11 protein-coding genes are annotated in these 13,301 nt (G+C 51.8%); 9 read left to right on the top strand and 2 right to left on the bottom strand.

Features of this window, described 5'->3' with window-relative positions:
• Positions 1 to 20: 20 nt before the first annotated feature.
• From ACYVIY_RS12240 to ACYVIY_RS12200, 9 genes are all read left to right on the top strand, one after another.
• Entirely contained in the window at positions 21 to 2,357 is a 2,337-nt protein-coding gene (locus ACYVIY_RS12240) for a PAS domain-containing sensor histidine kinase (RefSeq protein ID WP_460976640.1), read from the top strand.
• Between the two features lie 109 nt (positions 2,358 to 2,466).
• Positions 2,467 to 4,065 (top strand): serine hydrolase domain-containing protein, encoded by a 1,599-nt coding sequence (locus ACYVIY_RS12235; protein ID WP_460976639.1) that lies wholly within the window; start codon positions 2,467 to 2,469, stop codon positions 4,063 to 4,065.
• 197 nt (positions 4,066 to 4,262) lie between these two features.
• Positions 4,263 to 5,468 (top strand): aminotransferase class V-fold PLP-dependent enzyme, encoded by a 1,206-nt coding sequence (locus ACYVIY_RS12230; RefSeq protein ID WP_460976660.1) that lies wholly within the window; start codon positions 4,263 to 4,265, stop codon positions 5,466 to 5,468.
• 85 nt (positions 5,469 to 5,553) lie between these two features.
• Positions 5,554 to 6,108, top strand: coding sequence for a GreA/GreB family elongation factor (locus ACYVIY_RS12225; RefSeq protein WP_460976638.1), 555 nt, complete (start codon positions 5,554 to 5,556; stop codon positions 6,106 to 6,108).
• 74 nt (positions 6,109 to 6,182) lie between these two features.
• The gene (locus ACYVIY_RS12220; RefSeq protein WP_460976637.1) at positions 6,183 to 7,706 is read left to right on the top strand and encodes a T9SS type B sorting domain-containing protein; all 1,524 of its coding nucleotides are present in this window, start codon (positions 6,183 to 6,185) and stop codon (positions 7,704 to 7,706) included.
• Positions 7,707 to 7,803: 97 nt separating this feature from the next.
• On the top strand, positions 7,804 to 9,126 hold the full coding sequence (locus ACYVIY_RS12215) for a PQQ-dependent sugar dehydrogenase (RefSeq protein WP_460976636.1): 1,323 nt from the start codon (positions 7,804 to 7,806) through the stop codon (positions 9,124 to 9,126).
• A gap of 126 nt (positions 9,127 to 9,252) precedes the next feature.
• Positions 9,253 to 10,332, top strand: a complete 1,080-nt coding sequence (locus ACYVIY_RS12210) for a Gfo/Idh/MocA family protein (protein ID WP_460976635.1) — start codon at positions 9,253 to 9,255, stop codon at positions 10,330 to 10,332.
• Between the two features lie 118 nt (positions 10,333 to 10,450).
• Positions 10,451 to 11,449 (top strand): phosphotransferase enzyme family protein, encoded by a 999-nt coding sequence (locus tag ACYVIY_RS12205; RefSeq protein WP_460976634.1) that lies wholly within the window; start codon positions 10,451 to 10,453, stop codon positions 11,447 to 11,449.
• Between the two features lie 266 nt (positions 11,450 to 11,715).
• A complete protein-coding gene (locus tag ACYVIY_RS12200; protein ID WP_460976633.1) occupies positions 11,716 to 11,859 on the top strand; it encodes a hypothetical protein in 144 nt (47 codons plus the stop codon).
• A gap of 51 nt (positions 11,860 to 11,910) precedes the next feature.
• Here the strand turns inward: ACYVIY_RS12200 and ACYVIY_RS12195 are convergent, their stop codons facing one another.
• Both ACYVIY_RS12195 and ACYVIY_RS12190 read right to left on the bottom strand, forming a co-directional pair.
• Positions 11,911 to 12,573: a Rossmann-fold NAD(P)-binding domain-containing protein gene (locus ACYVIY_RS12195; protein ID WP_460976632.1), complete on the bottom strand. Its 663-nt coding sequence runs from the start codon at positions 12,571 to 12,573 to the stop codon at positions 11,911 to 11,913.
• Between the two features lie 221 nt (positions 12,574 to 12,794).
• Complete coding sequence (locus ACYVIY_RS12190; protein ID WP_460976631.1) at positions 12,795 to 13,151, bottom strand: MmcQ/YjbR family DNA-binding protein; 357 nt, start codon at positions 13,149 to 13,151, stop codon at positions 12,795 to 12,797.
• Positions 13,152 to 13,301: the final 150 nt, after the last annotated feature.

The raw sequence follows: 13,301 nt of genomic DNA, 5'->3' as shown, positions 1-13,301 counted from the left end.
GGTAGTTTTTAGCACTTACCATGGATGACTTAATCAATCAAGTGCCGTGCGGAATCTTTTCGTTCTCCGATCAGGGCATATTGGTAACCATAAATACTACTGCCAGCCAGCACGTAGGGTATCCGGCTGATGCGTTGATTGGTCAGCCGCTCAATCGGATACTGACCCTGGCCAGCCGGTTGTTTTATCAGACGCATCTGGCCCCGATGATCAACCTGCACGGACGGGTGGATGAAATATCATTAATGCTGTTGACCGCTGACGGTACGTCTATGCCGGTCCTGCTTAACGCCGTTCGGCTGGAGAACGAAGGCGAATGGGTTACGAACTGCGCGTATTTGCCCGTACGGCAGCGTCACGAATACGAATCTGAACTCATCAAAGCACGGAAAGCTACGCAGGAAAGCGAAGCCCGTTTCCGGAACATGATTGCCCAGGCACCCGTAGCGATTGGAGTTCTGGAAGGCGAGGAGCTGGTTGTCGAATCGGCTAATGAGCAATTGCTGCGGTTATGGGGCAAATCAATCACCGTACTCGGATTGCCTTTGCTCGAAGCCTTGCCCGAAGTGAAAGATCAGGGCTTCGTCGACCTGTTACTGGGCGTCTATCGAACCGGAGGGTCCTATTACGGGTTCGAAGAACTGGCTCGTCTGCACCGGAACGGTCAACTGGAAGACGCTTATTTCAACTTCGTCTACGCACCAGTACGTAACGACGACCTAACCATCCGGGGCGTTATGGTTGTGGCGACCGAAGTAACCGCGCAGGTCAAAGCGAAAAAAGAGTTGAAAGTCAGCGAGAAACGCTTTCGGAACCTGATCGACGAGGCACCAATGGCTACCGCGCTTTACGTCGGTCGCGACCTGGTTATTGAACTGGCCAACGCACCCATGATTACCATGTGGGGAAAAGATACTTCCGTAATCGGGCGTACCCTGCCCCAGGCACTGCCTGAACTAGAAGGGCAGCCTTTTCTGCATCTGCTGGACGAGGTTTATACAACCGGCATTGCCTACCAGACCGATGAACAAAAGATGGATCTGGTCGTGGATGGTCGGCTACAGTCGTTTTACGTCAACTTCATGTACAAGCCCCTGCTCAATGCGCAGGGCCAGGTGTATGCCATCCTGAATATGGCCGTCGATATTTCGAACATGGTGCTGGCCCGGCAGAAGTTAAAAGAAGCCGAGCAAAACCTGTGGCAGGCGGTCGATCTGGCGGAGTTGGGTACGTTCGTTATTGATCCGGCTGCGAACCGCATTGAGATGTCGCCCCGCTTCAGAACCTGGTTGGGTTATAAGCCACAAGACGAACCTTCGCTCACGGAAGCACTACGTACCATCATCGATCAGGGACCAGTTGAAGCCGCCATTCAGGAAGCGTTCAGGCGCGGCATCAACGCGACCATCGACATCGAGCACCGCCTGAAGAACCCTCAGACAAACCGGGTAGGAGTATACCACACTCAGGCGCGGGTAATTACCGACACCGACGAAAAAAGGCCGGTAATGATCGGTACCTCGCAGGATATTACGGTTCGGAAACAGGTTGAGCAGGAGCTGGAACGGCAGGTTGCCGAACGGACGCAGTTGCTTCAGGAGGCCAATCGGGATCTGAAACGGTCTAACGACAACCTGCAACAGTTCGCCTACGTAGCCAGCCACGATTTGCAGGAGCCGCTCCGTAAAATTCAGTCGTTCGGCGATCTGCTCATGGCCAACTACAGCGACCAACTGGGCAGCGGGACCGATTATCTACAGCGGATGCAGACGGCCGCCCGGCGCATGTCAGGGCTGATTAAAGATTTGCTGGCCTTTTCGCGTATTACGACGCAGCAGGAAACCACCGAGCCGGTATCGCTGGCAGAAACTGTGGCCAGGGTTGAGGAGGATCTGGATATGGCCATTCGGGAGTCGAACGCACGTATCGACACGGCGGAACTGCCAACCATCCGGGGCGATGAGTCGCAACTGCGGCAGCTGTTTCAGAATCTGTTGAGTAACGCCATCAAATTTCGCAGTACCGATACGTCGGGAAACCCGGTACATCCGATTATCCGCATCGATTATCACCGGAAGGCAGCTACCGATCTACCGGTATCGGTTAAACCAGCCCGACAAGCCCAATTCTATCATTCCATCAGCGTAGCCGACAACGGCATTGGCTTCGACGATAAATACGTTGACCGCATCTTTCAGGTCTTTCAGCGGCTCCATGGACGTAGTGAATACACGGGTACAGGGATTGGCCTGGCCATCTGCCAGAAAGTAGTGGCCAATCACGGCGGAGCCATCACCGCCACCAGTCAGCCGGGGAAGGGGACCACCTTTTACGTGTACCTGCCAATAGAGGAGTAATCGATCAAAGCCAGGGATTCGCCACGTAGTCCGTTTAAGTTAATCGGTTTGGCCGCCAGGCGCGTCTTTAGGCGACAATCGCTTATCTTGGCCTTTATTCTCTCAGGCCATGATCAAACGAATACTTCCTCTCAGTTTCCTCCTGTTTGCTACGTTGGGCAGCTACGCCCAAACCAAATCTGCCGGTGGCCGTGCGCCCTCCCGGACGGTTACGTCGGTCAATACGTATCAGCCACCCGTGTTTGCCGATGCCGACCGGCTGAAGAAAATTGAAGCCGCTTTTCCCGTTGTTGACAAACTCTTCAAGGATCACGCGGCCCGGCGCAATTTTCCGGGGTTAGCCTACGGCATTGTGGTCGATGGAAAGCTGGTGTATGCTGGCAGTACGGGTTATACCGACGTAGCGAAAAAGACACCGGCTACGCCTAAGTCGCTGTTTCGGATTGCTTCCATGACCAAGAGCCTGACGGCTATGGCTATTCTGCACCTGCGCGATCAGGGAAAACTGCGGCTCGACGATCCAGTTGAACAGTACATTCCTGCCATGAAGCAGATGACGTACCTCACCGCCGATTCGCCGTTGATAACGATCCGTAACCTGATGACACATTCGGCCGGTTTCCCCGAAGATAACCCGTGGGGAGATCGTCAGCTTGCCGATTCCGACGCCGAGCTGATTAACCTCATTAAAGGTGGCCTAACGAACTCCAACGCGCCGAGCGTAGCGTATGAGTACAGCAACCTGGGTTTTGCCATGCTGGGCAACATCATCACGAACGTATCGGGTAAGCCCTACCAGCAGTACATCACCGAAACCATCCTGAAGCCATTAGGTATGAACCAGACCGTTTGGGAGTACACAAAAGCTCCTGCCGATCTGCTGGCGCATGGGTACCGGTATGTTGACGGTAATTGGGTTGAGGAAGCGCTTTTGCACGATGGCTCCTGGGGCGCAATGGGTGGTCTGATTACGTCGATTGAGGATTTTAGTAAGTACGTTGCCCTACATCTGGCCGCATGGCCACCCCGTAGCGACGTTGATAACGGCCGTAGCGACGGACCGCCCGTTAAACGTAGTTCGGTGCGCGAAATGCAGCAGCCGTGGATGTTCTCAGGCCTGTATCCGGAAGCTAAAACGCCGTCGGGTACGATTTGTGCCACAACGACGGCCTACGGATACGGACTAGGCTGGGGGAAGAACTGCGAAGGCAAAGTAAACGTCGGCCACAGTGGCGGTTTGCCGGGTTTTGGCAGCCAATGGCGCATTTTGCCCGATTACGGAATCGGGGTTATTTCGTACGCCAACCTGACCTATGCCGGAACCGGGGGTGTCAATACCGCTGTGCTCGATACGCTGGTGTCTATAGCTGGGTTAAAACCGCGTCAGTTGCCTGTCTCGCCTATTTTGAACCAACGCAAAGCTGAGCTAGTAAAGCTGCTGCCTGATTGGACAAACGCCGAAAAGAGCGGCATCTTCGCCGAGAACTTCTTTCCCGACCAGTCGGCGGAACGGCGTCGAAAAACGGTTCAGGAACTCTATACGAAGGCCGGATCGATTAAGAAGGTAGGGGAGCTGATTCCCGAAAATCAGCTACGTGGCCATTTTCTGCTGGAGGGCGAAAAAGCGAATATTGACGTATTTTTTACCCTGACACCCGAAAATCCAGCGTTAATCCAACAGCTCGACTTCCGCGAGGTAAAGCCGTAATGTTTTCTTTTTTGTCATCTCAACGCCCGGAGAGACCCTCTGTATTTAAATAGTTGCCGTGAGAAGATCTCTCCTGGCGTCGAGATGACAAAAAGGAGCTCCTCTCAAAACCTCACCACATCATTACTATGTCGAACCTATCAAAGCGCCAATTCTTGAAAACAATCGCTGGGACAACCGGTTTGTCGGCGCTGCCCATGCTGGGTTGGGAGAAAGCCTTTGCGGCAGTAGCCAATCTGTCGCCTACAGAATTAGCCGGAAAGAATGACTTCTGGGAGGAGATTCGGGACGCTTATCCTGTCACGAAAGACTTTATTCAACTCGAGAATGGCTATTACTCGTTGGCCGCGCAGGAGGTACTTGACAGCTACCAGAAGCACATCAAGCGAATCAATACAGTGTCGTCGTACTACATGCGGACGCGGCAGCTCGACGATAAGTTGGAATCGCGTAAGCAGTTAGCTGAGTTGCTGGGCTGCTCACCCGAAGAGGTAATTATTACCCGAAACACCACAGAATCGCTGGATACGGTCATCGCGGGTATTGACTGGAAAGCGGGCGACGAAGCGGTGATGGCCGAGCAGGACTACGGCGCTATGCTCGACATGTTTAAATTACAGGCACGCCGGTATGGCATGGTTAACCGGGTCATTTCGTTACCAAACCATCCTAAGTCGGATGAGGAGATTGTACAAGTATACGAGAACGCCATTACGTCTAAAACGCGTATGCTGATGGTCTGTCATCTGGTGAATATTACGGGGCAGATTATGCCCGTTCGTAAGATTGTCGAGATGGCGCACCGGCATAAGGTTGAGGTGCTTGTGGATGGGGCTCATGCGTTTGGTCATCTGGATTTCCAAATTACTGACCTGGGCGGTTGTGATTACTACGGGAGTAGTCTACATAAATGGTTGGGAACACCGTTGGGCGCGGGCCTGCTCTATGTGCGCAAAGACAAGATCAATCCACTCTGGCCGATGTTCGGTGATTCGAGCGTGGCGGACGATGATATCCGGAAGCTCAATCATACGGGTACGCATCCCCTAGCAACCGACCTGGCTATTCAGGATGCCATTCGGTTTCATAAACGAATTGGTATTGCCCGCAAAGAAGCTCGCTTGCGCTACCTGCAACGTTACTGGACCGATCAGGTCCGCAAACACCCCGCCATTGTGCTGAATACCCCCGGAGATGCGGCTCGTTCCTGCGCTATTGCCAACGTCGGAGTGCAGGGTAAAAAGCCGGGTGAGTTAGCTAAGCTGCTGTTCGATCGGTATAAAATTTTTACCGTCGCCATTGACTATGCGGGTGTGCATGGCGTTCGGGTTACGCCACATCTGTACACGACAACACAAGAGCTGGATACATTCATAAAGGCGCTACAGGAGATAGCTGGCTGACTTGGTATCAGCTTTATAGCGTTACGGGAGTGGCTCAGTAAACAACCGCTTGCTGGCATCGTTTTAAAAGAAAGCGAACCCAAGTATGAGCAGGGCATTCTTAAAAAACGAAACGGCTGATGACCCGGTTGTGATTCCAGCGCGGTCACCCTTGCCGCCCGGTGTTCCAAACTACGTAACGTCCCGTGGTCTTGTCCTGTTGCGGACCGAGCTGAGCGAGCTCGAGACAGAACGTGCCCATTTGCAGGCCGGTGATAGAGACGACAGCGACCGAACCCGGCAGCTGGCCGAAGTGAATGGACGTATCGGTGCCCTCAACCAACGTATCGCCAGTGCCAAGCTTGTCGACGCGCACACGCAGCCGCACGATGAAGTCCGGTTTGGGGCAAGCGTTACGTTGCGAACCCGTCAGGTCGGCACATCGGGCACAACCGCTACCGACCCAGAACGTCAGATTACTATTGTCGGCGTTGACGAGGCTGATGCTGCGCAGGGGCGAGTTGCATTCACGGCCCCCATTGCCCGTGCGATGCAGGGAAAGCGGGTCGGTGATGAGGTCGCGTTACGTACCGGACGTGGCGAACAACTCATGGAAGTAATTGCCATATCTTATCTTGAATCAGACCATAGTTCGCTATAAATCATGTAATTTAGAGGCTTCGCTGCTCAACAGAGTTACATACTATCGGAACGCAGAGCTGCAAATCTCCTACTATGTCAGGAACGCTGATTCGGACGATTTTTTGGCTGTTCGCGCTTCTCCCCGGCGTGGCGATGAGTCAGGAGTTTATCCCGAACGGAAGCTTTGAAACCTACGACAACTGCCCCCGTCAGGACAATTTGCTCAGCGAAGCCGCTCCCTGGTACAACCCCAATCAGGCGACTCCCGATTTTTACCACCGCTGTTTCCCCACAACACAGATTGAGGTGCCACCCCGAACTGGTCAAGGGTTAGGTCGTTTTTTTTTCGATCAAGGATGGGCCGAGTATATGGCAACCCCGCTAACCAAGCCGCTGGAAGCCGGAGAGTGCTATTTTTTTCGGATGTACGTCGCTTCAAAAACGCCAAATCAGTACCTCCCTCAAACCCTCGGCGCTTACTTTTCGGATAAGCCCGTTACCCGAGTTGATAAAGGGTTATTGGGCGTTAAGCCCCAGATTGTGGATGCCTCGGCTAAGACAGTTACGAAAGCGTCTCAATGGGAAGCCATAACGGGCTACATCAGAGCTAGTGGAACTGAGCGTTACGTTACCATCGGCAGCTTTAATCAACTGCCCGCTTTCCTGGGCTTTTATTACGTATTTATTGACGATATATCGCTGGTGCCGATCAAGCTTGAGTTGGGAAAAGACACGACATTGTGCGGCCGGAAAAGTACGTATTTGTTGAACGGAGAAACGCCCGGCGCTACCGAATATCGTTGGCAGGATGGCAGCCGGTCGTCTACATTTTTAGTGACCCGACCCGGTAAATACTGGGTTACCGCCACTACGCCATGTAAGGTTGTCTCTGATACGATTAACGTCGAATATAGCCTTGATTTTGACCTGGGGGCCGATACCACCCTCTGCAATGAACAGTCCATTACGCTCAACGTGCCGCCCGGAGCCGATACGTACCGCTGGCAGGATGGGTCGTCGCAAAACACGTATCAGGTCAATCAGTCGGGGCGGTATAACGTACAGGTAACGCAGGCGAGTTGTGTGGTGAAAGACACAATTCAGGTTCGGTTCATTCGTCGTCCTCAGTTGGAGCTTGGTCCGAACAAGGAGCTGTGCGGAGCGGAGGTCTTTACCATCAACCCCACTTATGCCGAGGGGACGTTTAGCTGGCAGGATGGTGTTACGTCGGTCGAGCGGGTGGTGAAAAGTTCGGGGGTTTACCGGGCGAGTGTGCGTAACGACTGCGCTACCGTTACCGATTCGGTTGAGGTCGGCTATGGCGACTGTGATTGCGTAATTTACGCACCCAACAGCTTCACCCCGAATGCCGACGGCATGAACGACATTTTTTTGCCGTATGGCTGTGGCGACATTACGATTACGTCCCTGGCGATTTTCAACCGCTGGGGCGAGGTTATTTTTCAGACCAGTACCGAGCCGTTCCGCTGGGACGGCCTGTATCAGAATCTGCTTTGCCCGAGTGGGGTCTATGCCTGGCGGGTAAATTATGACTTGCGACAGCGTAACACCGTGAGTCACAAACAACAGCAGGGAGCTATCACGCTCGTTCGTTAGTTTTCGCGGCTACCCGCTAGTATTTTCCACCCCAAAATCGCTTACTAAGGGTGACGTAAACTCCCTCGCAGCTTGCTGTGCCCAATCAAACCGATGTATGAATAAACCTTCGTTAACGCTCACCTGCCTGCTGGCGGGTCTGACCGCTTTGAGCAGTCTGGGCGCTACGCATACCGGCAAACATCCTCGTCCGGTACCTACCAAAAAGAACGCAATCGCGGCTGCCGATCTGAAATTGCCCGCTGGTTTTGCCGCCACGATTGTGGCCGAAGACTTAGGCGCTACGCGGCACATCGCCGTTACTAAATCCGGCGATATCTACGTAAAGCTGGGAAAGCTGAAAGATGGCAAAGGCATTTACCGTTTGCGGGATACCGACAAAGACGGGGTTATCGACGAACGCGTTGGCTTTGGCGATTACCCCGGCACCGGAATCTATATTAAAAACGGCTACCTCTACGCATCGTCGAACTCAGGTATTTATCGGTATAAACTGAACGACAAAGGCGAGGTTAGCAATCCCGATCAACCCGAGTTGCTGGTATCCGGGCTGCGCGTGAAAACCCGGGATCAGTCGAAGTCAATTGCCATTGACGATAAAGACAATATCTATGTAAACATTGCGTCGGATAACGATGCGTGCCGCGAAGCCGGAACCGGCAAAGGAATGATGCCCTGTCCGCTGCTCGATTCGGCGGCTGGTATCTGGCAGTTCAAAGCCAACAAACCGAATCAGGCCTTTTCCGACGGGGTTCGCTACGCAACCGGCTTAAAGAATGTAGTGGGCCTTGATTGGAATCCCAAAACCAATTCGCTGTTTGTCGTACAGCACGGGCGGGGCCAATTCCATGACTTCTACCCGCAGTACTACACGGCGAAGCAAAGTGCTGAACTACCCGCCGAAACGATGTACGAAGTGCACAAGGGCGACGATGCTGGCTGGCCGTACATCTACTACGATCACATTCAGAAAAAGAAAATTGTAGCCCCTGAATACGGCGGAGACGGTAAGAAAACGGGTGGCGAAAAGACCATCAATCCAGTGGCTGCTTTTCCGGCGCACTTAGGGCCAAACGGGCTGCTGTTTTACACAGGTACGGCGTTCCCCGAGAAATACCGGAATGGTGCATTTGTCGCTTTCCACAGCCAGTCAGCCGAGTTGCACAAAGGGTATATGGTGGCGTTTGTTCCCTTCAAAAACGGGAAGCCGTCGGGCAACTGGGAGATTTTTGCCGATAACTTCGCCGGAACGGACCTCGTTAAGCCAACCGGCCCGGTTCAGCACCGCCCCTGTGGACTGGCGCAAGGCCCCGACGGCTCGCTATACATAACGGACGATATGAACGGAACACTGTTCCGGATTGCTTACAAAGGACCGGTCGCCAGTTCGAAAGCATCGGCCGCGTCGAACAAAAAATAAACCCGCTAACCAGTACCTGGCGATAGTAAACCATCAACCCCGAACGGAGGTATAGTGCCTCTGTTCGGGGTGTTGCTTATTTTTGTCCATCAGCATTCTTTAATTTGCGAGTCAAATTTGAATTTCATGTCAAGTACAACCCCAATTCGGGTCCTTGTTGTCGGTTGCGGTAACATGGGCGCATCGCACGCACAGGCGTATCAATTGCTGGACGGTTTCCAGATTTGTGGAATCGTATCCACCGGAAAAAGTAAAGAAGTGCTCAACGAAAAGCTGGGGGGCGGTTATCCCTTGTTCAGCGATTACGCCACAGCCCTGGCCGAAACGAAGCCTGATGCCGTTTGCATTTCAACGTATCCCGATACGCACGAAGCGTTCGCCATCATGGCCTTTGAACAAGGTTGCCATGTATTTATCGAAAAACCCGTTGCCGATACGGTTGAAGGGGCTAAGCGTGTTTTGGAAGCCGCCAATAAGGCCGGTAAAAAACTGGTTGTTGGCTATATCCTCCGCCATCATCCATCCTGGGAAAAGTTTGTTGAAGTGGCCCAGAGCCTTGGTAAGCCGCTGGTGATGCGGATGAACCTCAACCAGCAAAGCCACGGAACCATGTGGACCGTTCACCGCAACCTGATGAAATCACTGAGCCCAATCGTTGACTGTGGTGTGCACTACATCGACGTAATGTGCCAGATGACCCGCTCAAAACCGCTGCAGGTAAATGCGATCGGGGCCCGCTTAACCAACGACATTCCAGCCGACAACTACAATTACGGCCAGTTGCAGATTCGCTTTGAAGACGGTTCGGTCGGCTGGTACGAAGCGGGTTGGGGACCGATGATGAGCGAAACCGCCTTTTTCGTGAAAGACGTAATTGGACCGGATGGCTGTGTGTCGATTGTGGCTAAAAACGCTGGGGCCGCTGGTAAATCGGACAATGTTGATTCACACACGAAGACGGAATCGCTGCGGGTACACCGCGCTAAATTGAATCCGGACGATCAGTTTGCCGAAGCTGATACCTGGATTGATATGCAGGACGAACCCGATCACCAGGAGTTGTGCAACCGCGAACAACGCTATTTCCTGAAAGCCATTCAGGAAGATATTGACCTGACCGATCATATGCAGGATGCCGTAAACAGTCTGCAAATCGCTTTCGCCTGTGACGAATCAGTGCGAACTGGCCAACCAGTTATGTTATAACTGAGAGAGTAGCGTCAGCAACTACTATTTAACTGTTCATAAAACAGTACAGTACAAATAAGCCTCCGGTCAATAACGGCCGGAGGCTTGTTGCTTATCACCACCTCACTATTTTAATATGCAACTGTTTCCTACTCAATACTCTACCTTGTCAGCTTCTGCCTTACGAGACAGTCTGGAGAACAGCTATGGACTTCGTGATATGCATTGCCGACTGCTCCTCCGGGGCGTTAGCGATACGTATATTCTGGAAGGGGCTGAAAGCAAATACATTTTCAAGGTGTACCGCGATGCGCACCGGCGTCTGAATGAGATAAAAGGGGAGGTAGAGCTGCTGAACGTACTGAAAGAAAGAGGAGCGAACGTATCACACCCGATTCGAGACTTGAATGGCGAACAAATTCAAGCGTTTAATGCTGCTGAAGGCGTGCGACATGGTGTTTTGTTTAGCTACGCCATTGGGAAAAATGTATATGATCTGTCGGATAATCAATTACACATTGTGGGCCGGGAAATGGCCTTTAACCACAACATCACGTCGCAGATTGACTTACAGCACGAACGTAAACCATACACCACTGAGACTACACTTACTCGGCCACTAAAACTCATTGAACCGGCTTTTTCCGATTACCAGGAGGGATATGCGTACCTCGCCGAAGTTGCTCAGCAGGTAATGAAGAAAATGGAGTCGTTCGATACGTCTAGATTTAGCGTTGGCTATTGCCACTACGACTATCTTCCTAAAAACTTCCATTTCGATCAGGATGATACGTTCACCTTGTTCGACTTCGATTTTGCGGGTAAGGGCTTTCTGATGAATGACTTGGTCTCATTCCTGGTTCACTTCTTCTTCCACTCGATTTATGGTAAAATCAGCAAAGAGGAAGCCGACCGTCAGTTTAACGTGTTTCTCGATGCCTATAAAGACGTAAGGCCGTTGTCGGACGAAGAGATTGAATCCATTCCGTACCTGGGCATCATGTTCTGGGTCTTCTACCTAGGCTTTGCTTACGAGAACTTTGATGATTGGTCGAACACCTTTTTCGGACCGCGGTACCTACGCGATCGGGTAGGGATTATCAAACGATTTGCCGAGCTGTATTGCCGATTTTAATGATTGCTTATTTCACTAAGGGGCTGATAATCTTATTGGTTTGGTGTTTATCTTTAGCTTACTTTATAAATTTTACCGACTTATATTTTCCTCACCTCTAATCCATTTCGAATATGTTCGCACGTGTCATCCAAGTTTCGTTGAAGCCTGACACTATCAACGAGGCTACCCGTTATTTCCGAGATTCTGTTGGGCCAGCGCTCAAGCAGATCGATGGTTTTAAGAATAGTCGTTTCCTCACAAACCCATCGACCAACAAATGTCTAATGGTAACACTGTGGGAATCGGAACAGCATCGACAAGACGCCGAAACCAGCGGCTTTCTACAGGATGTGCTTAAGAATATGGGCCAGTATTTTGCCGGTTCGCCAACCGTCGATTATTACGAGGTCGGCGTTCAGGTCATGTAAGCCGGGCGTTGGGCATGGCCTGTGTCAGTTGTTTCACAGGCCATGACTATTTTACGCTTTTGCGAGCTGGACAATGTCTTTCACTTCAAGGATTGGCTTTTTATACCCTTTCGTTACGGTGTTGATCATGGCTCGTCCAAGTTCTTGTAACGTAGAGAAACCCGTCGGGTATACCGCTCGGCCAATGGGGTAAATCCATTCTAGAAACCGGTAATAGCCCTTCACGTTTTTGGCTCCCTTGGAGGCTTTCAGAAACCCTGGGCGGAAGTTGTACACGTTTTTGAACGGCAGCCGCATCAGGTCGTTTTCGGTTTTGCCTTTCACCCTGGCCCATCTAAGCGAGCCCTGCTCGGTGCTGTCGGTGCCCGCTCCTGATACGTAGCAGAACGTCATATCAGTATTGAGTCTTGAGAGAGTTTGGGCGACGTGCAGGGTTAAATCATACGTCAGACGGTAATACTCGGACTCTTTCATGCCCACCGACGATACGCCCAGGCAGAAAAAACAGGCATTGTAGCCGGTTAGCTGACTCTCGATGGGGGAGAGGTCAAAAAAATTAGCATGAACTATTTCTTTTAACTTCGGATGCGATACGCCCCCCGGTTTTCGGTTAATAATCAACACCTGCTCAACATCGGGATGCCGAAGACATTCCTGTAATACGCCCTCACCAACCATGCCGGTTGTACCGGTAATTATTGCTCTAATCTTCATAGCCGCGTATTAAAATAGTTGCGTAAGTCACTCGGCCTAAACAGGTAGACGAGACTTTTTAGGTCGATTTACTCTGTAACGTGATTTGTGGATTAATGGCTAACGTAGCACTTCTTTTACCTGCCAGTCAGTTACCCCGGCAAGGATTTATAACGTACCGAAATGCCAGCCTATGAACTCCTTGTTGTACGCTTTGTTTTTGGGCCTGCTTCGGTGAACTCTTAGAGTTGTTCGTCTTCACCGGTTCGGATGAGAGCCGCCAGCTTTTTAGGCGCGACCTCACAGTAAGCAGCTTTTAAAGCGTCGAGCAGCGTTTCTTCAGGAACCTTCGGCAGACTTACGAGTGTCCAACCCGATTTGCCCCATTTATTCGGAACGGGGTAGATAACGGTTTTATCAAACGCGCAGAAAAGATCCTGATCTATTGAAGATAGCTTCAGACAGGCCCGTTGCTCGTTCGCGTTGAGGGTTGCTACAACCTTCTTCGCCACTTTGAAGGACGTAATGCCCGCATGGGGCTGTTCTGTAATCTGGGGCAGCGACAAAACCAGTTGCCGAAACGTATCAATGTCAACCATATTAAAAGGGGGTTGGGAAGAACCGGTGAAGCAGCTAGCCGCACATAAGCAGGGACAGCGACGCATGCCAACCGGCGGTAAGCCTGCTTCGACGGGAAGATAAGCCGGAAAACGCGAACGGCCTAGCAACGGATACGTAGTGTAACACCC

This window comes from Spirosoma knui (assembly GCF_054780635.1).
Note: the sequence above shows the minus strand (reverse complement) of the source record. Positions and strands in the feature narration are given on the sequence as shown.

What these genes read in the sequence shown, in the direction of transcription:
- ACYVIY_RS12240 (WP_460976640.1), top strand. Translation starts at nt 21, where the DNA reads ATGGATGACTTAATCAATCAAGTGCCGTGCGGAATCTTTTCGTTCTCC.
- ACYVIY_RS12235 (WP_460976639.1), top strand. Translation starts at nt 2,467, where the DNA reads ATGATCAAACGAATACTTCCTCTCAGTTTCCTCCTGTTTGCTACGTTG.
- ACYVIY_RS12230 (WP_460976660.1), top strand. Translation starts at nt 4,263, where the DNA reads ATGCTGGGTTGGGAGAAAGCCTTTGCGGCAGTAGCCAATCTGTCGCCT.
- ACYVIY_RS12225 (WP_460976638.1), top strand. Translation starts at nt 5,554, where the DNA reads ATGAGCAGGGCATTCTTAAAAAACGAAACGGCTGATGACCCGGTTGTG.
- ACYVIY_RS12220 (WP_460976637.1), top strand. Translation starts at nt 6,183, where the DNA reads ATGTCAGGAACGCTGATTCGGACGATTTTTTGGCTGTTCGCGCTTCTC.
- ACYVIY_RS12215 (WP_460976636.1), top strand. Translation starts at nt 7,804, where the DNA reads ATGAATAAACCTTCGTTAACGCTCACCTGCCTGCTGGCGGGTCTGACC.
- ACYVIY_RS12210 (WP_460976635.1), top strand. Translation starts at nt 9,253, where the DNA reads ATGTCAAGTACAACCCCAATTCGGGTCCTTGTTGTCGGTTGCGGTAAC.
- ACYVIY_RS12205 (WP_460976634.1), top strand. Translation starts at nt 10,451, where the DNA reads ATGCAACTGTTTCCTACTCAATACTCTACCTTGTCAGCTTCTGCCTTA.
- ACYVIY_RS12200 (WP_460976633.1), top strand. Translation starts at nt 11,716, where the DNA reads ATGGTAACACTGTGGGAATCGGAACAGCATCGACAAGACGCCGAAACC.
- ACYVIY_RS12195 (WP_460976632.1), bottom strand. Translation starts at nt 12,573, where the DNA reads ATGAAGATTAGAGCAATAATTACCGGTACAACCGGCATGGTTGGTGAG.
- ACYVIY_RS12190 (WP_460976631.1), bottom strand. Translation starts at nt 13,151, where the DNA reads ATGGTTGACATTGATACGTTTCGGCAACTGGTTTTGTCGCTGCCCCAG.